Consider the following 22312-nt stretch of genomic DNA (forward strand, 5'->3'; position numbering starts at 1 on the left):
TTTCGCTGATTGGACAGCCAGAGGTTCAGCGGGCTGCCGAACCGCATTTGTCGATAGGCCCGCGGCCTCCTCGAAGTGCCGGAGCCGGGGTTGGGTCATCATGCTCGCCTTCGTGATAAAGAAAAGGGGCGAGCTACCCCCTGAGGGGAAGGCATCACCTCCTCAGGATAGCGAATGCGCTAAGATCCACTTGAATTGCCGTGCTTGCGGGTCATAGAAATGTGCGTTCTCCCCAGCACGTTTTCATTGAGCCTCTGATCCTGACGCTCATATTCGTTTGATATGCAGGTGACCATATCGAGAGTGCTAAAGGCTTGCTGCATACATGCCTCATTACGATTGCGGTTTTTCGTTACTGTAAGCGACAGAGCTAACCAGCAGGGTAGCTACGAGCAGGGGGGGCGGATATCTAGACTTTGCATGGCGCTATTTACCTCTTTTTATGCTGAAGCGTGCTCATGGCTAGAAGAGGGAGTGGTCTTTAATAGCCACAAAAAAGACACAAGGACAGTCAACCTCAGCGTTTTGCTGCGGACTCTAGCCCAGTGGAAAACGGCTGCCGAGTCAAAGCCACAGCTTCTATTGTTAAAATAGCCAATTATTCTGAAGTTGATAGATAATTTCATGATTGAACGGCACACGGGTCGATCGCACATAACAGCAGAGTATGCCGAATCGTGAACTGACGGTTTTTACAAGGTGCCGACGTTACGGCGTTAACGAATGGGCTAGCTGAGGCTGCCAAAAAAAGGTTCTGACCAAGCCGGCTAAAGCCCCAGTGGCTTTTGGTACGAAATGCCCGCTTTTGGTTATCGGCCATTGCACTTTGCCCGTCGGCATCACGGATATAGCGAGCGAGTGTTATGGCGGCTTTCTGACCGTAGCGCGCACCCGGAGAGGCGCATGTCCAAACATGCCGCAGCATGATGGCAAGGTCAGGCGCGTGCTTATCCAAATACGCCAGCCCATAGGTGCAGGCTTCCCGACAGCAAGAAGGGCTCAGGTCGGGTACATTGCCAACCCCACTGTGCGTTGGGTTTGGCAAAGCTGTATGAGTTACTAGTAATTTCAACTGTAGGCGCATAGGTTTAAAGCGCTTGGGTTTCAGTCAGGCTGCTTGATGCCTGAGTGGGTAAATGCTGTGTAGTTGAAAGGGATGCTGCCTTCAAAGAATGATGATCGGTGCAACTGATGTCGCTCTATATGAGCCTACTTCTTTTGCTGATAAATAAAAGCCGCCACGCGTTAGCGTCGGCGGCAGGCTAATGCTTCTACTCTCTAGCGCTATTGTGCCTGCAACATAGGTGTCTCTGGCCGCCAGAAAACGTTTTGCCCAATCCGGCTAAAGCCCCACTGGCTTTTGCTACGAAACGCACGTTGTTGGTTATCTGTCATGGCGCTTTGCCCATCTGCATCACGAATGTAGCGAGCCAGTGTCATGGCGGCTGGCTGGCCATAACGCGCCCCCGGGGAAGCGCATGTCCAGATATGGCGTAAGGTCATCGCAATATCAGGCTCATGTTGGTCTAAATAGGCAAGGCCATAGGCACACGCTTCTAGCGTAAACGCATCGTGGCTACAGAGCTTCCACGCCGCGTTAGGCTTGCCTTTCGAGTCGTAGGTATACGTCTTACCAATATCGTGCAACAGCCCCGCTACAAAGCACGTTTCCTGCATCAGGCGCGGCATAGCTGGCTCATTTAAGCGCAGCATGGCAACAGCATTATTCGCGACGTTCAGCGAATGCTCTAGCAGCCCACCTGGATAGGCGTGGTGGTAGGTCACGCTGGCGGGTGCATTCAGAAACGCCTCGATACGGTCCTTACGTTCCAATACCCGTGTTAAAAAACTGCGTAAGTGCTCCGATTGCAGCGACTGTACGGTCTTCACTAATTGATCGAACACCGCTGGTGCGGGGGCGTACACACGTGGTAGCGATTGTAGCGTGTCCAGTGAGTGGACTTCCTCACGGGTCGCCTTGCGGAACTCATCAAGTAGGAATTGGCCTGATAAGCACTTTACTCCTGATGCAGTAACAAAATCCAAATGGCCAATGCGCTCAGGTACGTGTGTCTTGGCCAAATTCAGCATTGCGATACGATCACCTTCGCAGTCGCTTAGCCGAAGCTTTAGAAAAGGCGTTTTTGCATTGTCGAACTCCACCACGCGCCCCGTAAGGCGATAAGTGCCCGTAAAAGTGCGAGACAGGTGTGCTGGAGCTTGTTGATTAGGCAGTTTCATGGCGGTGCTCCTTCTCGGGCTTGGTGGATGTGGCATTGCCTAATAAACGCTCGAAGGCTGAGCCGTCCATACGCGTGGCATTAGGCACATAGCGCGAATAGACCTTAAACAGCATCTCGGTTGAACTGTGGCCTAACATGCGCGCTACCCACTCTGGGTTCTCACCCGAGGCTAGAAACAGCGTCGCGGCAGTATGGCGCGTTTGGTACGGGCGGCGTTTGGTCATCCCCAGTGACCGTAGTAGGGGATACCACACGCGTTTCGTCACGTTGTTGTGATCAAGCGGCTGCCCCAGTTGATTGCAGAACACGTACTGGCTCATACGCCCAGTTGCGGCGTACTGCGTTTTTAAAGCGTCGTATACCTGCCCAAACATGGGGATTTCACGCTGTGAGCCATCAGTCTTGGTGTATTCCGTTTCGCCATTGATCAATGTTTCGCGCACCAAGATTTCTCGTTTAGCGAAATCGACATTTTTCCACTTCAATCCATCTATCTCACCGGTACGCATACCGGTAAAAAAGCGCACCGTGTAGTAGTTGCGATAGTCGGGGCGCACGTTATCAATGATGCGGTGGACTTCATGGAGCGAGAAGGGCTCGATGTGCGTCTTCTGTAGCTTTAAGGGTTTGATGTTTTTGTAAGGCGTCTCGAAATCGAAACGCTCGGCCGCCTCATCGAGCACCATACGCAAAATGGACATATGGCTGTTGATCGTTTTAGGCGATACCAGCCCCGTGGCCCCACGGCCCTTGCGCTTGGCTAGTTTGGTGCGGAACGCCAGGATGTCCGCCTTGGTGATATCTCCGATGTGTTTTTTCCCAAACGCTGGCTTCAACGAGCTATCCAAGATCGAACTCACATTGCGGACGTGGGAAGCACGCCACTGGATTTTGCTCTCGTCGAACCACTGATCAGAAAAATCATTGAAGAGTGGTGTCTCCACAGCCGGTAGAGTGTTCTCGATCTGGGCAGATTGAAGAGTTTGGTTTTTAGCGGTGTTATTTAACCCCAACTTCTGCAAATTTTTACTGCCAGGGAAAAACTCGGCATAGTCGAGATCATCTAGCAAAATCTTTGCTTCTACCTTTGCCAGTAATTGCTCCACCTTTTTTCTGTTAGTAGGCGTGTCTTTCAGTGCGGTTTGTTCACGCAACCGTAGGCCTTGGTAGAAAAAATCCAGATAGAGCTTACCCGTCTCTTTTCGTTGGCGAACCTTACCCATGGCTATAGCCTCCATTTGCCATCGGAATGGAAATAGTGCCATGAGCGGCTTTCAGCATTTCTTTTTCAACGGCTTCCCATAAGAACAAAATTTTCCGTCGGCCAAATGGCTTGATGTAGTGGGTGCCCTCGATAAGGACGCTGTCTTTTAGCTGCTGTCGGATAGTACGGCAGTCGTACTTGATGCGCTGGGCAAGCTCTTCGGTCGTGAGATAGGTATAAGATGATTCCATCGAAAGCCTCCAAAAGGAGTGGTATTCTGCGTGACTAAAAGGCATTCCAAATATCAGAATGTCACCCTGAATGGCATTTTAGGCAGCAAAAAACCATTTGCAAGCGTTTTTTGCCATTCAGGATGACAAAAAGCATTTACAGGAGGTTTTGATGGTTCGTTGTCATCTTGCGCGCTTGATGGGCGAGCACAAAATGAAGATCGTTGATGTGGCGCGTGAAACAGGTTTGAACCGCAACACCATCACGCTGCTTTACAAAGAAACAGCTCAGCGCATTGAGTTGGACGCGCTGGATAAGTTATGCAAATTATTTAACTGTGGGGTAGGGGATTTGCTCGAATTTGATGACGATCGGGGAAAATAAACAATCACAAAGCGATAAGACAGTCGGTTGCCTTAAGGTCGTAGGAAAAAATTTCTGAGGGAGAGAAAAAAGCCAATGTGTCACATATACGTCACAGATATGTCACAGGAAGTTAGCCAGCAAATAAAAACAAAAAAGGCAGATCAGTAAGTAACTGATCTGCCTTTCAAAATATTGGTAGCGGGGACCGGATTTGAACCGATGACCTTCGGGTTATGAGCCCGACGAGCTACCAGACTGCTCCACCCCGCATCAACGTGTGGCGTATTCTACAGAGATTTCTCATGAAGTCAATAAGGGGATTAACACGTTCGGCTTATGGCAGTAGCGAGCATCCTGCTGCAACATGAGAGGAGTGCAGCTATGCTTTAGATAGCCATAACAAAAAGCTTACGTTGGTGCCTTGCTCAAGCCAGTAATGCACTAGGGTAATACAGGCGCAACCGCGCTTATTCACAATGGCTTGTGACACAACCCATATACTTTTAGACCCAAGCCATTTGTCATTTCAGGGAGGTAGTCAATGACCAATCAAGCCCCCGTCGCCTGGGTAACTGGTGGAACTGGTGGTATCGGTACGGCAATTTGTCGTTCGTTGGCAGATGCGGGATATTTGGTTGTTGCGGGTTACCGCAACCCCGATAAGGCCAAAACCTGGCTAGAAACGCAGCGTGCTGACGGCTATAACAATATCGAATTGTCCGGCGTCGACCTTTCTGACCATAATGCTTGCCTGGAAGGTGCCCGTGAAATTCATGATAAGTACGGCCCCATCAGTGTGCTAGTGAACTGTGCGGGTATTACCCGTGATGGCACCATGAAGAAAATGTCTTACGAGCAGTGGTACGAAGTGCTCGATACCAACCTCAACAGTGTTTTTAATACCTGCCGTAGTGTCATTGAGATGATGCTTGAAAGTGGTTATGGCCGGATCATCAATATTTCATCCATCAATGGCCGTAAGGGGCAGTTTGGTCAGGTGAACTACGCGGCGGCGAAAGCCGGTATGCACGGCTTGACCATGTCGCTGGCGCAGGAAACGGCGACCAAAGGGATCACGGTTAACACGGTATCGCCTGGTTATATCGCTACCGATATGATCATGAATATTCCCGAAAAAGTGCGCGAAGCCATTCGGGAAACAATCCCAGTGAAGCGCTATGGCACGCCAGAAGAGATTGGCCGCTTGGTCACTTTCTTAGCCGACAAGGAATCAGGGTTTATTACCGGTGCTAACATTGATATCAACGGTGGTCAGTTTATGGGCTAGGGGTTCGCCACTGGCTGATAAACACTAGCTCCTTGACTCAGAGGAGAACGCAAACGGGAGGCGCTCAGCCTCCCGTTGTTATTGATGTGTTCGTCATTTGTTAAGGCAGGGGAACTCTTGCCAAGCGGCTTAGCAGGTTATCCAACTCTTCTACTTCTTCATCCCATAGTGCGGCAGGCATCGGTCCCAGTGCCAAAAGCGCGGCTAGAATGTCGGTGACTTCTTCATCACGACTGCGCTCCTGGCTGAAAGCCTCGTTCAAGCGTTCTACCTGGATGGCTAGTCGCAGCGGCTCATCGCTTTGCCGGACGCTACCAATGGCCAACATAGAGAGATGTACCCTCAATCGGGCGAGAGACTCCGCCAGCTTGGCATAGTCATTATCAGATAATGGCACCGCTACACGATGGCGCTGCTGATTGCGGGTGGTGTGTGCTTCTTTAAAGGCGGGAGGAAGGGGGGAGCTGAGTGCCGCTTGCGCGTCCACCTCGGTGGGTGTTCCCTCGCCAAGGTAGCTCTGGTCGGCGGCCAAGTGAGCATTCACTAGCGGCATAATGGCGTGCCACTGCTGAATCGTACTGGCGACGGCGAGACGATTTAAGCGTTCGCGTCGCGCCCGCACAATGCCGCTCATGCGTCGCTGCATGCCTTCGCTGCGACGATTGCGTGGCAGCGGCTCGAGCTGGTTGGCCTGGTTTAGAAAGTTATCCAATGTGGCGGCTTCGCTGGCCTCAATGGGCTGCCAGCTATCCATTTGATTGATGAGCGCTTGCATCTCATCAAGCTGCTGTTGTTGGCGTGCCGCTTGCTCATTTTTATGCGCATCGCGCTGGGCAAAAAGCTGGTCACACTCATGTCGAAAGGTTTGCCACAACGTTTGCTCTTCGCCTTTTGGGGCTCGCCCGAGCGCTCGCCACTGCTCTTGTAGCTGTTTGGTGTGGTGAATGCGTTGTGCCAAAGGCTGGCTGTCATCACTGCGCAGCGCGGACACCTGATTGATCAGCTCCCGTTTCTGTGAGGCGATCGTGTCGGCACGCTGATCAATTAGCGCCTGTAGCTGATGACGAATAGTGCCAAAGCGGCGACCAACGGCTTCTGAGCGGTCACGGGGTACCGGGCTGTAGTGACGCCATTGGTGGCGTGCCTTGTCGCGAATTTGCCGAAGGACATCGGGGTCGGCGTTTTCAGCCGGCTGGGCCAGCAAGCTTTCAAGTTGATCGCATAGCGCTTCGCGGGCTTGAAGGTTGGTCTCACGCTCTTTGCTAAGCTGATCCCGCCAAGGAGCGAGACGCTCATGAATACGGTCCGAGGCGCTGCGAAAACGAGCGGACTGTTCGCGGTTGGCCGCTGCATCACCTAGTGATTTCCACTCTTTAACCAACTGACGATGGTGACGGTCAAGCGCTTCTTCTGCCATGTGAAGGTCGTTGGCTAACGCTTCAATGCTGGCACATAGCTGCTCACGCTTTGGTCCGGCGACAAACCCACGCCAATCGCGTAACTCCGCTAGCCGTGCTGCTAAGTGCTTCAAGCGAGTTTTGAGCGGTTGAGCGGCAGCGCTTTCTAGCTCTTCAATACGAGGTTTAAGCCGCTGGTGTAGGCGGCTGGCGCTTTTGAAGGCGCCACGCTCTAGCAAGCGCTCAAAGGAATCGAGTTCGCCCGCATAGGTCGTGAGTGTGGCTTGATCTTCCGCCGGAGGCGATGGGGCGGTAGTTTCGTCGCTAAGTACCGCATGGGCCCGATCCAATAGCGCGGGGGGCGTTAACGTGTCGGGCCATTGGCACTCGCTAACCTGTGCCGCCAAGGTGGCGTGGTCACCATTAGCCAGCGCTGTTTCCATATTGGCGCTAACCACGCACCAGCGTTGCCAAGCTTCCAGGCATTGATCGTAGTGTTGAATCGCTACCGTATAACGCTGGCGTATAGTGTCGCTCGGCGGATGCATATCGGAAAGCGTTTGCCAGCGCTGGCCGAGTAGCTGGCGCTGAGCGCGCAGGCTGTCTATGTCCTGTACGGTCATGGCAGAGGCGTGACGTAGGCCGTCGAGGGTTTCTTCAATCCCTTCAAGTAACTGTTCGCGCGTGTTTTCGGCTTCGTCGCGGCGCTCTGCGCTCTGTTGGCGAGCCTGCTCTTGAGTCTCATGATCGTGCAGTGTTTTGCGGCAATTGAGCAGCGCTTGGTGAAAACGCTGCTCCTGCTCAACGGTTGGTGGTTGAGTGAGTTGTTCCCATTGCCGTTCAAGATGCCGGAAACGGCCGCCGTAAAGCGGCTCCCACGGTGCGCGGGCATGCTGTTCCAGTTGGCTAAGCAGTGTTTCACGCTGCTGTGCTTCAGCTTCTAGCCACTGCGCATCGCTACGTAAGCGGTTAAGGCGTTCCCGCGCTAAACGAACCACTTGGCGGTCACGGCGTGCTTCTTTCAATAAGCGTTTGAGTCCCTCTTCATCCTCAATGCGCTCAGCAGCCTGGTGACGAACCGCGGCCACGCCGTTATGGCAGGCCTGATGTATCAGGTCGTTCTCATCAGTAAGCTTGCTCAATGCCATTAAGCGTAATGTTAGATTGTCGGCCTGTAAGGCCACCGCGTTTAACGCTCGCGGCTCTTCAACAAGCTCAACCAGCGCTTGACGCTGCTGCAGGTCGGTATGGCCTTCACGCCCGCTTAGCCGTTGGCAAACCGCATTGAACCAGGCTTCATTTTGCTGATGATGCGGATAAGCATCGACTAAGCCTGCGCAGTCATCCAACGCCAGCAGCGCAGCAAGGCGTATCTGGCTATCGGGATCTTGAGAGAGCGACTGCAGCGCCTGGCGCTGTTCTGATTGTTCAGGGTCGAGTCGCTGGAGGGCCTGACGACGTACTTCGGGGTCGGGATGCTGCCACCGAGGTGCGAACAGGCGTCTTAACAGTCCGTGCATGGATCATCCTGCTGGTGCGTAGCGTGAAAAAAATCGTTAGTCAGCAATGCGGCGGTTGCAGTCGCCGGCGCTGTCGCTTAGCTTGGCCTTACTATCTTGTAATAAGCATGGTGTGGTAAGCGACTATTTTCTAGACCACAATGCGTGATAGTACGCTACCTTTATCTTATCTGAACATGACAGGGAGTTCGGCCATGAGCCTTAACGTGGATAGTGCCGCAGTGGCCTTTACCTTCAAAGGCGGCATGCTGCCGATGACCGTCATGGAGCTAAGTAGCGCTGACCCGGAACGAATCCGGCAGCAGTTGGCTGGCAAACTTTCCCAATCGCCTGCTTTCTTTCAGCATACACCGGTTGTGCTCAGCGTGGAAAAGCTAGATGAACCGCACTTAGCCCTTGAGCGTATTTGTGCCGTGTGCCGCGACCATAAGCTATTGCCGGTAGCAGTGCGCGGTGGCGCTGAGCCTGTGCGCCAGTCGGCCTGGGCGCTGGGGTTGGGTTGGTTCCCGCCGGTCGAAGAGGGGCGTCCGCGGGTGCTCGAAAGCGTTAATAGCTCTCCCGTGCAGGAAGACAGCCGTGAAGAGGCTCCCATAAGCGACGTAGACGCTCCGGCACTTGCCACTCGCCTATACCGTGGTACCGTTCGCTCGGGGCAGCAGGTTAGTGCTTCTGAAGGGGATTTGGTCGTGATTGGGGCGGTAAATGCGGGGGCAGAAGTGCTTGCAGCAGGCAGTATTCATGTTTACGGCGCGCTGCGTGGCCGTGCTCTCGCAGGTATCCATGGCAACACCCAGGCGGGTATTTACTGCCGTGAGCTGGAAGCCGAGTTGCTGTCAGTGGCAGGCAATTACAAACGTTCGGAAGATATTGATGCACAGCTTCTGGGGCGCCCCACAGAAGTTCACTTTACAAAAGAACAGCTTGAAATTAAGCCATTAGGCTAATGTATTGGTATGAGGCTGCGTTGGTGTTTCATGACTAGCGACGCCGAAGACGCTATCCGTTACAGTATGGCTTGTTGATGACATTGACGTTCCCGTTATGCGCAGAGCGGCATAATGACTCGCGCTCGCGAAGAACGACTTCAAGAAGGAAGTGACTCTTGGCCAAGATAATTGTAGTGACCTCTGGTAAAGGAGGGGTCGGCAAAACCACCAGTGCGGCGGCAATTTCCACAGGGCTTGCGCTGCGCGGTAAAAAAACCGTCGTCATCGATTTTGATGTAGGTCTGCGTAATCTTGATCTCATCATGGGCTGTGAACGGCGTGTGGTATATGACTTAGTCAACGTGATTCAAGGCGAAGCGGGGCTTAATCAAGCGCTGATTCGTGATAAACGCGTCGAAAATTTGTTTATTTTGCCGGCTTCTCAAACCCGCGATAAAGATGCCCTGACCCAGGAAGGCGTCGCGGAAATTCTCGAGAAGTTGAAAGAAGACTTCGATTACATTCTTTGCGATTCACCCGCCGGTATTGAGCGTGGTGCTCAGTTGGCGATGTATTTTGCCGATGAAGCCATCGTGGTTACCAACCCTGAAGTATCGTCAGTGCGCGATTCTGACCGTATTTTAGGGCTGCTTGCCTCTAAAACCCGGCGTGCGGAGCAGGGCGAAGACCCTATCAAGGAGCACCTGCTGGTTACCCGTTATAACCCGGAACGCGTTACCTCCGGCGACATGCTGACGCTGGACGATATCCGTGAAATACTGGCGATCAACCTGTTGGGCTTGATTCCTGAGTCAGAAGCCGTACTGCGTGCTTCCAACCAGGGCGTACCAGTTACTCACGATATCGCGAGTGACGCGGGCCAAGCCTATAGCGACACCGTATCTCGCCTGCTCGGTGAAGACATGCCGCTGCGTTTCCACGAAATGCAACGTAAAAGCCTGCTGAGCCGCATGTTCGGGGGAGGTCGTCGATGAAACTGCTGGAGTTCTTGAAGCGTGAGCGCAGGAAATCCGCCTCGGTAGCCAAAGAACGTTTGCAAATTATTGTGGCGCATCAGCGTAGCCAGCGCGGTCAGCCCGACTATATGCCGCTGCTTGAGCGCGAACTGCTTGAAGTAATTCGCCGTTACGTGCATGTAGATGACGATGCCATTCAGATTTCATTGGATAGCGAAGACAACTGCTCCGTGCTGGAGCTAAACGTTACGCTTCCCAAGAGCGGATCTTAAGAGCGTAAGACGCGGCGAAAGGGGTAGCGGGTGTGCTACGCTTGGGCTTTTCATTGCCCAGCGGAGTGTTTGTTCATGGCGCCACCCAATGCTGCCCCTGCCAGTTTTCTCTGGCATGACTATGAAACCTTCGGGGCTGACCCGCGTCGCGATCGTCCAGCCCAGTTCGCAGCCCTGCGCACTGATGCCGAATTGAACGAGATCGGCGAGCCGATTGAGCTCTACTGCAAACCGGCCGATGACTATTTACCGCACCCCGCCGCCTGTTTGATCACCGGTATTACCCCTCAAAAAGCGCAACGCCATGGCTTGGCTGAAGCAGAGTTCGCGGGCGAAATTCAGCGCCATATGAGTGAACCGGGCACCTGCGTAGTCGGCTACAACAGCCTGCGCTTTGATGACGAAGTGTCCCGCCACCTATTTTACCGAAATCTGCTCGACCCCTATTCCCGCGAGTGGCAAAACGGCAACTCCCGCTGGGATTTGATTGATGTGGTGCGCGCTTTTTATGCGTTGCGCCCTACGGGCATCGAGTGGCCGCTGCGCGAAGATGGTGCGCCCAGTTTTAAGCTTGAGCACTTAACGGCAGCGAACGGTATTGCCCATGAGGGGGCTCATGACGCAGTGGCCGATGTGCGCGCAACAATCGCCTTGGCGCGTCTTCTCAAGGAGCGCAATGCGAAGCTGTTTGATTACTTGCTCGGCCTGCGCGGTAAGCGTGCGGTGGCTAAGCAGCTCGACTTGGCCAATGCCAAACCTCTATTGCATATTTCCCGCCGTTATCCCGCTAGCCGTGGCTGCAGCGCCCTGGTGATGCCGTTGGCTGAACACCCGACCAACCCCAACGGGGTCATCGTTTACGATTTAAGCATTGATCCCAGCGATATGCTTAGTATGTCGGTGGAACAGATTCGTGACCGTGTGTTTGTTAGTCAGCAAGATTTGGCCGAAGGCGATGTACGCATTCCGCTGAAAGTGATTCATATCAACCGCTGCCCGGTGGTCTTTCCTGCCAGTGCCTTAAAAGATGTCGATGGGCCACAAAAGGGGGAGTATGGCTCTATCGTTGAACGTTTAGGCTTGGATGTGACGGCCTGTCGGCAGCATTGGAAAACCCTGCGTGATGCCAGCGGTGTGGCTGAGAAGGTCGCAGAGGTATTTAACGCAGGCTATGAAGATGCACCGCAAGACCCAGATCTAATGCTCTATTCAGGCAGCTTCTTTTCCGCCGCCGACCGCCAGCAGATGGAGCGTGTGCGTGAAATGGAGCCGTGGGACTTAGTGGGGCAGCGTTTTGCGTTCCAAGATCCACGCTTGGAAGAGATGTTGTTTCGCTTTCGTGCGCGTAGCTACCCCGACACCTTGGAAGGCGAAGAGCGTGAGCAGTGGGAGGCGTATCGCTGGATGCGCATTAATGACCCTGCGCTAGCGGGCTTTACATTAAAGGCGTTTGCGCGGGAGATCGCTCAGTACAATCAGCAAACGCTTACTGATCGCGAGCGGCAGATTCTGGAAGAGCTGGTCATGTTCGTCGAAGCCATGATGCCAGCTCAGGCGTTTGACGCCTGAGCCGCTATCAATAACGAGTCGTTACAATTAAGTGTTACGGGGTGGCTTGCTGCTCATGCACGCTGGGCAGTGGTGAGCGGGCCTCCCGATAATCGGCGACATCGCTGGGTTCATCGCCTGGATTGAAACGCACGTCTAGCATGTGTTCACGTAGCGATGGCCAAAGGGCCTTGATGTCATCAAGGCTAACGTTAAGGGCTAATTCCGCCAGTTGTTCACGGCGGTCAAAGCGCACGTCTTCCAGAGCCGTGGCCTGCCAGTAGCGGTTGGCCATGCCCGATAAGCTCGTGTCGCGCTGGCGCAGCTGGTCGTGAACTGCTTGGCGGTGGGGCGCTAACGCTTCGTCGCTTAACTGATCGAGTCGCTGGCCAGCGTCCTCAAGAAACGCATCCATCCGCTCGGCGATCGTATCGCTGTCGGCATCTGGCGATTGCACCACTAACGCAATGCCCGGTGCTTCTAGAAGGGGCGAATAGCCAGCGTTAACGATGTAGCCAAGTTGCTGTTCAGTGCGCAGCTGCTGGTAGAACGGCGTATCCAACCACTGGGCAATCACGCTGGTTGTCGCTTGCTCTTCAGGGGTGTGATCACGCGCTTGCAGATAGCGCAGCACCAACGATTCATCTCGCGAGCTATGAGGGTGAAGCACAGTGTGCTCTTTATTTACCGCCAGCGGGGTTAGGCTGGGTATCTCCTCGCGGGTTAAGCGTGGACGTAGTTCGGCGCGTATCAGCTCTGCTTGTTCGCGAGCCAGCTCGGCATCAAGATTGCCGACTGCCATGGCATCGACATAGAGATCATCCAGAAAACGTTGGCGGAAATTCTCTAGGTGGTGACGGTCAAAGCGTTCACTGGCGGCGAGTAGATCCGCAGTCGACCACTGAGGTGTAAGCAAGGCTTCGCCCAGTGTACGGCTGGCTTGGCCATATAACGACGCCTGGGGCGCGTTGCGCCATTCACGCTGCAGCTGGTAACGCACGCGCTCAAAAGCACCGTCGTCAATCTCTGCGTTTTTAAGCTGCTCAATCGCCTGCTCGATTAGGGGCGTTTGCCCGTCCCGCCAGCCTGAGAACGAAAGCGTCATGCCGCGGGAGTGCGGGTAAGCGCTAAACGATTGGCCTGCCAGCCACGCCGGGTAGAGAGATTCATTCAGGCTGTCGTTAAGCCAACTGGCGAGCAGCCGGGTAAGCACTGCCTCTTGGGCGGAGTAGCTAGCGGTTGGGTTTTGCAAGCTGACACGCCACTCGACGCTGGGGGTGTTAAAGCGCGCAGCTTGCATATGCCAGGTAGTAAATGATGGCGTATCGACCAGCAGGCTGGGGTGCTCATCCTGCCCTTCCAGCAAGGTTAAGTCATTGGCGATAAACGGGTTGGGGCCGGGCAGCGCTAAGCCGCTTAAGGCTTGACCAGGCTGGTCGGGCGTTTGCTCGCGCCACTCAGTGTTGAACCAGGGGGACACGGTATCGCTCTCCACGTCCGGCGCTGAGTAGAAGCGCAGCATATTATCCGCCGTTAGTGCGTCCAGGTACTCTTGTTGACGCTCGGCATCAGGGCCATCCATGCGGTAAGCCGCGTACTGCACATCTTCTACCGGGTAGCGCGAGAGGCTCATGGAGAGGCGCGTCGCTTCCTGCTGAGGTGCACCATGCTGCTGGAAACGGAACCCCTGCTCGTTAAGGTCTGCCTGTTCCTCGTAGCGCCACTCGGCGAGGCCGTCGTTACGCAGCTGCTCAATGGCCGCCAACAGGGTGGCTTCAATATCGTCCAGACGCCCGGCGCCCGCCGGGGTCAGACTGATGGAAACAGTGAACAGTGCCTCGTTTCCGTCGCCCCGGCCAACGCCAGCGGAAAGACCGTCGGCAAGCCCTGCATCGCGCAGTACCGCCAGCAGGCTGCCATCGCCTTCATCGCCGAGTAAATGGGCGATCAGTTGTGTTGGTTTTGTACGGTAGTCGTCAGTGGGGTCGGGTACTGGGAAGTAGAAGCGTAGCTGGCGCCGGTTTTGCAGCGATTGGCGTTCGATATAGCGGGGGAGGGTATCCGACTCCACTAACGGCGCTTCTATACTCGGCACGTTCAAATCGTTGTCGGGAATAGCGGCAAAGCGTTCGGCGACCCACTCTTCCAGCTGATCCAGTGGTTGGGGCGCGACAATGGCCAGATTCATGACATTGGCGTCGTAATGCCGGTGATAAAAATCAATCACTCGCTCGCGCAGAGGTGTTTCGCCTTCAGGTGGGCTGGCTAATGTCTCGCGGCTACCGACGGCAAACCCGGTGGTGGGGTTGTCAGGGTTGAGTAGCTGATTCAGGACATCGTTTTCACGCCGCGATTCGTCACGGATCCGCGCCATATACTCCGAGTGAACAATATTGCGCTCGCTTTCCAGGTGATCCGCATTGAACAGCGGCGAAAGGAAAAACTCGCTGAAGCGGTCAAGCGCGCCCTGCAGTGCCGATGGCTCAATATCAAAGAAGTAGTTGGTGTCCTGCTGCGCCGTAAAGGCGTTATGAGAACCGGCGTTATTGGAGATGTAGCGCTGGTAGCCGTCGGATTCTGGATACGGTTCGGTGCCTAAAAACAGCATATGCTCCAGAAAGTGGGCCAAGCCCTGGAGATCATCAGGATCTTGCGCGCTGCCCACGCGTACGTTCATTGACACTGCTGCTTTATCTGCCTCGGGGTCGCTGACCAGTAGCACATTAAGCCCATTTTCAAGCGTCAAAACGCGGTAGTCGCGGCTGTCATAAGGACTGGTAATCGGGGTGACTGTTTCTTTAACAGCGTCTACTGCATCCGTGTCGGCAAGGGCCTCATTGTCGGCGCCTAACGCAAGCGGCGCTACCCAAAGGCTTATGATGACAGCGAGCAGTGCACGCTGAGGCAGGTGATGCCAGTGCTTGAAACAAGGGGATCGCAACATTACAGCTCCTGAGACACAGCCCAGCGCAGCATCGACCCGGTGGGGTGGGCACAAGCCGATGACTGATAGGCGGGATTATTGACATATTTAGATACCGGAAAAGCGCCCAATAGTTCCAAAGGGGCGGGCGCTAGTAGTGAGTTAAGCGTTTCAGTATCGGTATCGGGGTTGAGCCAGGTGGATAGCGCATGATTGGGAATGACCACCGGCAGGCGATCCGTTAGTGGTGATAGCAGAATATTAGCGGGCACGGTAATCAAGGCAGAGGAGTCGGTGAACGCCGTTAAGGTGGTGTGATAGCGGCACCACAAAGCGCCCAGCAGTAGCGGTGCCCGGGACACCTGAGTCACTAGAAAAGGCTGTTTGCTGCGTGATTGGGTTTTCCATACATAGAAACCGCTCACCGGAATAACGCAGCGGCGTGCGCCGAAAGCATCGCGAAACATCGCCCGAGATTCCAGGGTTTCAGACCGGGCGCAGTGGGGTGCGTGATCCAGCACTTCCAGCCAGGGCGGCGTTAGGCCCCAGAAAACCGACGAGAGCCGATACTGGCCCTGCTCAAGGCGAATCGCCGAAATGGGCCGTCGAGGCGCGAGGTTCGGGGATTCAATCAGCGGTTCCTGGAGGCCAAGCGATGGCAATAAACGGGTTAGCGGTAAGTTTTGCACATGCAGTCGTCCCGTCATGCCTATCTCCTTAAGCAAAATCGTCGTGGAAGTGGCCCTGGATGTGAGGGACTTCGCGCAATTAAGCACGAATTGTAGTGTTTTAGTGTCGAAAACAGTGTTCGATGTAAGGTATCCTATAGTAACCCTTACTCCCGCTAAAGTGCAGTGAGGCATTCCTCCTCGTTTGCCGTTGACCTTAAGAGATCGCCATGGCCCGTCCTAGACAGCATGCGCCCGATGCCCTCCATTCGCAGGTCATGCACGCTTGTGATGAGTGGTTGGCTGAGCAGCCAGTCCATGGTCTTTCACTGCGTGCCCTGGCCAGGGAAGTCGGCTGCGCCCCCAGCACGCTACTCAAACTATATGGCAGCTTCAATAACTTATTGCAGCACGTCAATGTGGAAACGCTGGCGCGCTTGCAGCACACCATTACTAGCTTAGTGGATGATGATCCTGAGCCATGGTTACGTTCGCTAGCCCGTGCCTACTGGCTTTTCGCTGAACAAGACTGCTACCGCTGGCAATTACTTTTCGATTACCCGTTAGCAAAAGAGGGTGAGCTTGATCAGCGCCAGAGCGATTTGATTGAAGCGCTGTTTACGCAGGTGGAAGCATCGCTCAAATCCTATCAGCCTGCGTTGGATGACCTTGAAGCGCGTCGATTGGGGCGCACTCTGTGGGGCAGCGTACACGGACTCGTTCAGCTTGGCCTTAATGAGCGCTTGGGCTACTGGCAGGGGCAGCAGTTAAAAGTGGACGAGTTGCTCGACCAACTGATGAGCACCATTCTGGCTGGCTTACGCCACCGTGAGGCGGCAACGTGACGGGGTGGGTCAATGTGACTCGACAAGTGTTGCGCTGGCTGATTTTTATCTCCATGCGCCTGTGCTACCGGCTGCAGGTTCATGGGCGCCACCATATTCCCAAACACGGCGCGGCGCTGGTGGTGTGTAACCACGTAAGCTTTATGGATGCCTTGGTGCTCGGCGGTGCTAGCCCTCGGCCACTGCGCTTTGTTATGGATCAGCCGATTTTTGATTCCCCTTGGCTGAAGTGGTGGTTCCAACTGGTGGGCGCTATTCCTATCGAGTCTGAGCGGCGCAGCCCCGGCGCGCTCAGGCGCGCTTTGGATGACGTGAGCGCAGCCCTTCGTCAGGGTCAGGTCGTGATGGTATTTCCTGAAGGTCGATTGACCCCAGATGGTGAGATTCACGCTTTTCGCCGTGGCTTGGAGACAATCCTGGCGCGGGACGATGTGCCGGTAATCCCTGCTGGATTGGCGGGTCTATGGGGTTCCTGGACGTCTCACCATGGTGGTAAGGCGCTGAAGAAATACCCCAAGCGTTTCCGGGCGCCGGTCAGCTTGCACTTTGGCCCACCGCTCAATCGTCTGGATGCCGATGATATGGCGCTGCGGCGGTTTCTAGAGGCAAGGGTAAGGGCGTTAAAAGCGGCAGCTGACCAGGATCTGGCCAACCGTCATTAACACTTGCTTGTAACTGGCTAGCGGCGTGGCAGGCGTATTTTTTGCCAGCAGCGTGCCGAGGTGATGAGATTGTCTCGGATCTCTAGAATCTCCATGCGCATATTGTCGATCTGCAGGCACGCAGGGCCTTCCGGAAAAGCTTCAAGGTGTTCAAGGATTAGCCCGTTAAGCGTCTTGGGGCCATCGGTAGGAAGCTGCCAGCCGAGCATCTTATTAATTTCGCGAATATTGGCGGTGCCTTCGATCACATGGCTGCCGTCGTCCTGCTGGTGAATCTCTTCATCTTCAGAGACATCGGTGGTGAATTCACCAACGATCTCTTCCAGAATATCTTCCAGCGTGACCAAACCCTCAACATCGCCATACTCATCTACCACGATGCCAATGCGCCGCTTCTGCTTTTGAAAGTTGAGCAGCTGGGTATGGAGAGGTGTCGACTCGGGAATAAAATAGGGCTCGCGGGCTTCCTGAACAATGGATGCCTTGGTGACTTCATCCCGAGAGAGAAAGCGTGCCGCATTACGCAAATGCAGCATGCCGATGATGTTATTGATGTCGCCTTTATAGACCGGCAGCCGGGTGTGCTGGCTGGTACGAATCTGCGTCAAAATATCCTCAAGCGTGTCATCCAGGTCGATGCCCAGGACTTCATGGCGAGGCACCATAATGTCATTAACCGTAACGTTCTCAAGGTCAAGAATCGACAGCAGCATGGCGCGGTGACGGTAGGGAATCAACGTGCCGGCTTCGCGAACCACCGTGCGCAGTTCATCACGCGTTAGGCTGTCACCGCCGTTATCGACGCTTTTAACGCCCACTAGTCGGAGCAGGCCGTTAGACATCACGTTAACCAGCCATACCAGCGGGTAGAGCAGTTTCAGCAGCGGCTCAAGGGCATAGGACGTCGGGTAAGCAATCCGCTCGGGCTTAATCGCGGCGTAGGTCTTCGGCGTCACTTCGGCGAAAATCAAAATCGTGATGGTCAGCAGGGCGGTGGAGATAGCAGGCCCTGATACGTCACCAAAGAAGTGAATGGCAATAATAGTGGCGATCGACGCTGCCAAGTTATTGACGAAATTATTGCCGATCAGGATAACGCCGATCAGGCGGTCTGGGCGTGTGAGCAGGCGCATGACCCGTTTGGCTCTGCGATCCCCGCTATTAGCCTGATGGCTCAGGCGGTAGCGGTTAATCGACATCATGCCGGTTTCAGAGCTGGAGAAAAAAGCAGAAAGCACTATCAGTAAGGCTAGCAGGCCGAACAGTAACCCCAGGGGGAAGTCGTCGCTCAAGTCGAAAAGTCCTTTGTGGCGTATTAGGCTCGATTTGTAGAAGGTAGCGAGTGGTGTGTCAAGACAACCAAAGGCGTGGTGACGCCTAGTTAGCGGTTGAGTAGCTATCGATTGAGTAAAACCTCAAGTACGAACTTACTGCCAAAATAGGCCAGTACGAGGAGGCCGCAGCCACCGAGTGTCCAACGCACGGCACGCATGCCGCGCCAACCAAAGCGATAACGACCAATTAGCAGTGTCGTGAAGATTACCCAAGCCAGCAGCGAAAGCACGGTTTTATGCGCCAAGTGCTGGGCAAAAAAGTTATCCAGAAAAATAAGGCCGCTCGCGATGGAGAGCGTTAATAAAATGATGCCCGCCCAGACCAGTTCAAAAAGCACCCGCTCCATGGTGGTCAGCGGCGGTAACGACTGCACAATGCCGCGAATATGATGATGGCGTAACGCCTGGTTTTGCAGGCCGACCAGCACGGCTTGTGCGGCGGCAATGGCCAATACGGCAAACGCTAGGGCAGAGCTCACGGCATGTAGCAAAATGCCGGGCGTAAGCCCTGTATGGCCGCCTTGATTCGGTAGCCAAGTGGCGGCAATGAGCGCAATACCTGCTAGCGGAAACAGCGCAATGCCCGCATTAAGCACCGGTTTAAACAGGCTGGCTACCAACACAACATTAACCGCCACCGCCATCAGTAGCGTGGCGCTGGTGGTAAAGCCGGGCAGAAACCCAGGGGACTGGCCGACTAATTTGACCACCACAGGAATATGCAGCAGCAAGCCCAGCACGGCGAGCAGGCGCACCATGCCCTGGCGGGGCGGCACGCGCCGGAACAGCGTCATGCCCTGCCAAATGGCAGCGGCAACATAAAAAACAAAAGCAATCGTGGCGAAAGGGAGCGCCTGCATGATGCTATCCGTGCGCCTTGCAGCGCGTTGCTGTGAATAAATAAACGAATTAAGTGTGATTGCGACGAGAATCTATCCAACTACTATAACTAATCCAAGCGGCGTCGCCCAGCAGGGCAAGCGTAGGAAAAGAGGTAAAGACTCGGAGTAAGTATCTATGAATACCAGGGAGGGCTGTAAGTAAGGGTCTTTCGCGATGGCCGGAAAATGTTCCCGACCATTCCGGCATTTCCGCCATCCATGGCGGTCAGATGGCGACTTGCGCTGGTCGTTTGCAATAGGATCGCTAGCACTCTCCCATGGAGACTCAAAGCATGAGCGCGTATAATCTTTTTACTAATTAGTCCAGGGCGTGCGCGCCGACGGCAGTGACGGAGGCAGAGAGGCCCCATGTTCCAGAATCTAAGTGAGCGTCTTTCCCAGACGTTAAAGTCGATTAAGGGTCAGGCTCGCCTGACTGACGACAATATAAAAGACACCCTGCGCGAAGTGCGCCGCGCACTGCTTGAGGCCGATGTAGCACTACCGGTCATCAAGGAGTTTATCGAGCGCGTTCGCGAGCGGGCGGTAGGGCAGGAAGTGTCCAAAAGCCTGTCGCCTGGCCAGCAGTTCGTCAAAATCGTCCAGCAAGAGCTGGAAGCGATTATGGGCGAAGCCAATGACGGCTTTGTGCTTAAAGGCTCCCCCGCTGTTGTATTGATGGCCGGTCTACAGGGCGCGGGTAAAACCACTTCTGTCGCCAAGCTGGCCCGCTACCTGCGCGAGCGGGAGAAGAAGAAAGTCTTGGTGGTGTCTGCCGACGTCTATCGCCCGGCGGCTATCGACCAGCTCGAAACCCTGGCAAAAGAAGTCGAGGTGGATTTCTTCCCCTCACGCTCTGACCAACAGCCGGTAGCGATTGCCGAAGCGGCCATCAAGCACGCCAAAATCCAGTTTCACGATGTCGTGCTGATTGATACCGCCGGCCGTCTGGCGATTGATGAAGCCATGATGGCGGAGATCCAGGCGCTGCATAAAGCAGTTTCGCCTCAGGAAACGCTGTTTGTCGTTGACGCCATGACCGGCCAGGATGCCGCCAATACCGCCAAGGCGTTTAGCGAAGCGCTGCCGCTAACTGGGGTGATCCTCACCAAGGCGGACGGTGATGCTCGTGGTGGCGCGGCGCTGTCGGTACGCCACATTACCGGCAAGCCCATTAAGTTTATGGGGGTCGGTGAAAAAGTCGATGCCCTAGAGCCTTTCCACCCAGACCGGGTTGCCTCGCGCATCCTGGGCATGGGCGATATGCTGTCGCTGATCGAGGAAGCCGAGCGCACCGTCGATAAGTCCAAAGCCGAGAAGCTGGCCAAAAAGGTCAAGAAGGGTGATGGCTTTGACCTGGAAGATTTTCGTGACCAGCTCCAGCAGCTCAAGAAGATGGGCGGCATGGGCGGCCTAATGGGCAAGTTGCCGGGCATGGGGCAGATGGCTGAGATGGCTCAAGGTCCCGGTCCCGAGAAAGAACTGGGCAAGTTGGAAGCGCTAATTAACTCAATGACGCCTAAAGAGCGCCGCAAGCCCGATATTATCAATGGCTCGCGCAAGCGCCGCATTGCCTCGGGTGCCGGTCTGCAAGTGCCTGATCTTAATCGTCTGCTCAAGCAGCATAAGCAGATGCAGAAGATGATGAAGAAAGCAGGTCAGAAGGGCGGCATGCAGAAAATGATGCGCGGCATGTCCGGCATGATGGGCGGCGGTGGCCCAGGCGGGCCAGGAGGAATGGGCGGACCCGGCGGCATGGGCGGTATGGGTGGCCCAGGCGGATTGCCGCGGCGTTAAAACACTAACAGTAACGTGCTGATGCGCTTGGTGAGGTTGACGGCCTGTGAGTTTTCTGGCTGTCAGGCTTTCCAAGCCGAGCGCATTTGCGTAGAATGCGGCCTCTTCATGCGTGGGTGTTGCCTAAAATACGTTAAAACGTAGCGGTAACAGTCTCAGTGAAGGCCTTAATGGTACTAAGCGTGCCTTATGTGGGCTTAGCGCCAAGAAAACAGCACGAAGAGTGTTCCGATAGCGGTTTGCGCTATAAACACACTCTCGTAACCTCAACCGAAGGATAGTTATCGTATGGTTACCATTCGTTTGGCCCGTGGTGGCGCCAAGAAGCGTCCCTTTTACCACCTGACCGTTACTGACTCTCGTAACGCCCGCAACGGTCGTTTCATCGAGCGTATCGGCTTCTTCAACCCGGTTGCCCGTGGTCAGGAAGAGCGTCTGCGCGTTGACCTAGATCGCGTTGTTCACTGGCAGAGCCAAGGCGCCCAGTTGTCTGGTCGTGTTGCTGAGCTGGTTAAAGAAGCACGCAAACAGGCGTAAGCCTGCATTGTGGGTTCTGTAGTGTGACATTAGATGAATGCTGGGTTAGCTGAGGTCGTCAATGACGCGTTTTGAAATAAGCCAAACTGACGACACGCATGTGGTGCTAGGCAAGCTGACTAGCCCTTATGGGGTGAAAGGTTGGCTCAAGGTGTACTCCTACACTAGCCCGATGGACAGCATTCTCGAATACCCGGAATGGTGGGTGCGCCAAGGCGAAACCCTTAAGCGCATGAGCATTGTTCAGGGGCGTCGACAGGGCAAGGGAATTGTAGTGCAGCTTGAAGGGGTCGATGACCGTAGTGCGGCGGAAGCCTTAGCCCAAACGGATATTCTGATGCCCAAAGAAACACTACCTAAGCTTTCTGACGGCGAATACTATTGGCATGAGCTTGAAGGCATGACGGTCTTCACTCAGGCCGGCGAGCGGTTAGGGCGGGTAAGCTACCTGTTTGAAACCGGCGCCAACGATGTCATGGTGGTTCGCGGCGATTCAGACGCAATCGACAAGCGCGAGCGACTGCTGCCATTTTTGCCAGATGATGTCATTGTTGAAATCAGTTCCCAAGAGGGCCGCATGGTCGTCGATTGGGACCCTGAGTTTTGACCAAACTTATGAACAGTTTGAGTAATGATACATCTTCCGGCTCAACTGAGTTGGATAGTGGCAACGCTCCGGCAGCGGAGAGTGAA

Annotated in this window: 19 protein-coding genes and 1 tRNA gene; 11 read left to right on the plus strand and 9 right to left on the minus strand. The window is 54.7% G+C overall.

The window, feature by feature from the left end:
* Positions 1 to 1284: 1284 nt before the first annotated feature.
* From V8L70_RS03260 to V8L70_RS03270, 3 genes are read right to left on the minus strand one after another with little or no spacing between them, the layout of a single operon-like run.
* Positions 1285 to 2241 carry a TraI domain-containing protein gene (locus tag V8L70_RS03260; RefSeq protein WP_027957724.1) on the minus strand — a complete coding sequence of 319 codons (957 nt, stop codon included), beginning with the start codon at positions 2239 to 2241 and terminating at the stop codon, positions 1285 to 1287.
* The gene (locus V8L70_RS03265) at positions 2228 to 3466 is read right to left on the minus strand and encodes a tyrosine-type recombinase/integrase (RefSeq protein ID WP_027957725.1); all 1239 of its coding nucleotides are present in this window, start codon (positions 3464 to 3466) and stop codon (positions 2228 to 2230) included. The genes V8L70_RS03260 and V8L70_RS03265 overlap by 14 nt, the downstream gene beginning before the upstream one ends.
* Positions 3459 to 3698, minus strand: coding sequence for a hypothetical protein (locus V8L70_RS03270; RefSeq protein ID WP_027957726.1), 240 nt, complete (start codon positions 3696 to 3698; stop codon positions 3459 to 3461). Before V8L70_RS03270 ends, V8L70_RS03265 begins: the two co-directional genes overlap by 8 nt.
* Before the next feature lie 97 nt (positions 3699 to 3795).
* Here V8L70_RS03270 and V8L70_RS03275 point away from each other — a divergent pair, with 97 nt between their 5' ends.
* Positions 3796 to 4062: a helix-turn-helix domain-containing protein gene (locus V8L70_RS03275; RefSeq protein ID WP_431313211.1), complete on the plus strand. Its 267-nt coding sequence runs from the start codon at positions 3796 to 3798 to the stop codon at positions 4060 to 4062.
* Positions 4063 to 4237: 175 nt separating this feature from the next.
* Here the strand turns inward: V8L70_RS03275 and V8L70_RS03280 are convergent.
* Positions 4238 to 4314, minus strand: a tRNA-Met gene (locus V8L70_RS03280).
* 271 nt (positions 4315 to 4585) lie between these two features.
* On the opposite strand from V8L70_RS03280, the gene phbB reads away from it, so the two are divergent.
* Complete coding sequence (gene phbB, locus V8L70_RS03285) at positions 4586 to 5332, plus strand: acetoacetyl-CoA reductase (protein WP_336268843.1); 747 nt, start codon at positions 4586 to 4588, stop codon at positions 5330 to 5332.
* A 100-nt stretch (positions 5333 to 5432) separates the two neighbouring features.
* On the opposite strand, the gene V8L70_RS03290 is transcribed toward phbB, so the two are convergent.
* The gene (locus V8L70_RS03290; RefSeq protein ID WP_336268844.1) at positions 5433 to 8249 is read right to left on the minus strand and encodes a DUF349 domain-containing protein; all 2817 of its coding nucleotides are present in this window, start codon (positions 8247 to 8249) and stop codon (positions 5433 to 5435) included.
* Between the two features lie 194 nt (positions 8250 to 8443).
* Here V8L70_RS03290 and minC point away from each other — a divergent pair, with 194 nt between their 5' ends.
* The 4 genes from minC to sbcB all read left to right on the plus strand — a co-directional run bounded on the left by minC (position 8444) and on the right by sbcB (position 11993).
* Positions 8444 to 9193 carry a septum site-determining protein MinC gene (gene minC / locus V8L70_RS03295; RefSeq protein WP_336268845.1) on the plus strand — a complete coding sequence of 250 codons (750 nt, stop codon included), beginning with the start codon at positions 8444 to 8446 and terminating at the stop codon, positions 9191 to 9193.
* Between the two features lie 158 nt (positions 9194 to 9351).
* Positions 9352 to 10170: a septum site-determining protein MinD gene (gene minD / locus V8L70_RS03300; RefSeq protein ID WP_008958738.1), complete on the plus strand. Its 819-nt coding sequence runs from the start codon at positions 9352 to 9354 to the stop codon at positions 10168 to 10170.
* Positions 10167 to 10424 carry a cell division topological specificity factor MinE gene (gene minE / locus V8L70_RS03305; protein WP_008958737.1) on the plus strand — a complete coding sequence of 86 codons (258 nt, stop codon included), beginning with the start codon at positions 10167 to 10169 and terminating at the stop codon, positions 10422 to 10424. The genes minD and minE overlap by 4 nt, the downstream gene beginning before the upstream one ends.
* A 75-nt stretch (positions 10425 to 10499) precedes the next feature.
* Positions 10500 to 11993 (plus strand): exodeoxyribonuclease I, encoded by a 1494-nt coding sequence (sbcB, locus tag V8L70_RS03310; RefSeq protein ID WP_008958736.1) that lies wholly within the window; start codon positions 10500 to 10502, stop codon positions 11991 to 11993.
* 34 nt (positions 11994 to 12027) lie between these two features.
* Here sbcB and V8L70_RS03315 read toward each other — a convergent pair whose 3' ends face one another.
* Positions 12028 to 14916, minus strand: coding sequence for an insulinase family protein (locus V8L70_RS03315; RefSeq protein WP_008958735.1), 2889 nt, complete (start codon positions 14914 to 14916; stop codon positions 12028 to 12030).
* Entirely contained in the window at positions 14916 to 15602 is a 687-nt protein-coding gene (locus V8L70_RS03320) for an SOS response-associated peptidase (protein ID WP_008958734.1), read from the minus strand. Before V8L70_RS03320 ends, V8L70_RS03315 begins: the two co-directional genes overlap by 1 nt.
* A 191-nt stretch (positions 15603 to 15793) precedes the next feature.
* On the opposite strand from V8L70_RS03320, the gene V8L70_RS03325 reads away from it, so the two are divergent.
* Both V8L70_RS03325 and V8L70_RS03330 read left to right on the plus strand, forming a co-directional pair.
* Positions 15794 to 16408, plus strand: coding sequence for a TetR/AcrR family transcriptional regulator (locus tag V8L70_RS03325; RefSeq protein WP_008958733.1), 615 nt, complete (start codon positions 15794 to 15796; stop codon positions 16406 to 16408).
* A 53-nt stretch (positions 16409 to 16461) separates the two neighbouring features.
* Positions 16462 to 17070, plus strand: a complete 609-nt coding sequence (locus tag V8L70_RS03330) for a 1-acyl-sn-glycerol-3-phosphate acyltransferase (protein ID WP_431313213.1) — start codon at positions 16462 to 16464, stop codon at positions 17068 to 17070.
* A 17-nt stretch (positions 17071 to 17087) separates the two neighbouring features.
* On the opposite strand, the gene V8L70_RS03335 is transcribed toward V8L70_RS03330, so the two are convergent.
* Positions 17088 to 18362, minus strand: coding sequence for an HlyC/CorC family transporter (locus V8L70_RS03335; RefSeq protein WP_336268849.1), 1275 nt, complete (start codon positions 18360 to 18362; stop codon positions 17088 to 17090).
* 104 nt (positions 18363 to 18466) lie between these two features.
* Positions 18467 to 19264 (minus strand): cytochrome C assembly family protein, encoded by a 798-nt coding sequence (locus V8L70_RS03340; RefSeq protein ID WP_336268850.1) that lies wholly within the window; start codon positions 19262 to 19264, stop codon positions 18467 to 18469.
* Positions 19265 to 19654: 390 nt separating this feature from the next.
* Here V8L70_RS03340 and ffh point away from each other — a divergent pair, with 390 nt between their 5' ends.
* The 3 genes from ffh (at position 19655) to rimM (ending at position 22226) form a co-directional block, all read left to right on the plus strand.
* A complete protein-coding gene (gene ffh, locus V8L70_RS03345; RefSeq protein ID WP_071695239.1) occupies positions 19655 to 21082 on the plus strand; it encodes a signal recognition particle protein in 1428 nt (475 codons plus the stop codon).
* Positions 21083 to 21370: 288 nt separating this feature from the next.
* Positions 21371 to 21619, plus strand: a complete 249-nt coding sequence (rpsP, locus tag V8L70_RS03350) for a 30S ribosomal protein S16 (protein ID WP_336268851.1) — start codon at positions 21371 to 21373, stop codon at positions 21617 to 21619.
* Between the two features lie 61 nt (positions 21620 to 21680).
* Entirely contained in the window at positions 21681 to 22226 is a 546-nt protein-coding gene (gene rimM, locus V8L70_RS03355; protein WP_008958728.1) for a ribosome maturation factor RimM, read from the plus strand.
* The last annotated feature ends 86 nt before the right edge of the window (positions 22227 to 22312 follow it).

The sequence above is a fragment of the Vreelandella arctica genome (assembly GCF_037070215.1).
Taxonomy (GTDB): domain Bacteria; phylum Pseudomonadota; class Gammaproteobacteria; order Pseudomonadales; family Halomonadaceae; genus Vreelandella; species Vreelandella arctica.

Bases quoted from the DNA above. Each gene is read 5' to 3' on its own strand.
- V8L70_RS03260 (WP_027957724.1), bottom strand. From the start codon at position 2,241: ATGAAACTGCCTAATCAACAAGCTCCAGCACACCTGTCTCGCACTTTT.
- V8L70_RS03265 (WP_027957725.1), bottom strand. From the start codon at position 3,466: ATGGGTAAGGTTCGCCAACGAAAAGAGACGGGTAAGCTCTATCTGGAT.
- V8L70_RS03270 (WP_027957726.1), bottom strand. From the start codon at position 3,698: ATGGAATCATCTTATACCTATCTCACGACCGAAGAGCTTGCCCAGCGC.
- phbB (WP_336268843.1), top strand. From the start codon at position 4,586: ATGACCAATCAAGCCCCCGTCGCCTGGGTAACTGGTGGAACTGGTGGT.
- V8L70_RS03290 (WP_336268844.1), bottom strand. From the start codon at position 8,249: ATGCACGGACTGTTAAGACGCCTGTTCGCACCTCGGTGGCAGCATCCC.
- minC (WP_336268845.1), top strand. From the start codon at position 8,444: ATGAGCCTTAACGTGGATAGTGCCGCAGTGGCCTTTACCTTCAAAGGC.
- minE (WP_008958737.1), top strand. From the start codon at position 10,167: ATGAAACTGCTGGAGTTCTTGAAGCGTGAGCGCAGGAAATCCGCCTCG.
- sbcB (WP_008958736.1), top strand. From the start codon at position 10,500: ATGGCGCCACCCAATGCTGCCCCTGCCAGTTTTCTCTGGCATGACTAT.
- V8L70_RS03315 (WP_008958735.1), bottom strand. From the start codon at position 14,916: ATGTTGCGATCCCCTTGTTTCAAGCACTGGCATCACCTGCCTCAGCGT.
- V8L70_RS03320 (WP_008958734.1), bottom strand. From the start codon at position 15,602: ATGACGGGACGACTGCATGTGCAAAACTTACCGCTAACCCGTTTATTG.
- V8L70_RS03325 (WP_008958733.1), top strand. From the start codon at position 15,794: ATGGCCCGTCCTAGACAGCATGCGCCCGATGCCCTCCATTCGCAGGTC.
- V8L70_RS03330 (WP_431313213.1), top strand. From the start codon at position 16,462: ATGCGCCTGTGCTACCGGCTGCAGGTTCATGGGCGCCACCATATTCCC.
- V8L70_RS03340 (WP_336268850.1), bottom strand. From the start codon at position 19,264: ATGCAGGCGCTCCCTTTCGCCACGATTGCTTTTGTTTTTTATGTTGCC.
- ffh (WP_071695239.1), top strand. From the start codon at position 19,655: ATGTTCCAGAATCTAAGTGAGCGTCTTTCCCAGACGTTAAAGTCGATT.
- rpsP (WP_336268851.1), top strand. From the start codon at position 21,371: ATGGTTACCATTCGTTTGGCCCGTGGTGGCGCCAAGAAGCGTCCCTTT.
- rimM (WP_008958728.1), top strand. From the start codon at position 21,681: ATGACGCGTTTTGAAATAAGCCAAACTGACGACACGCATGTGGTGCTA.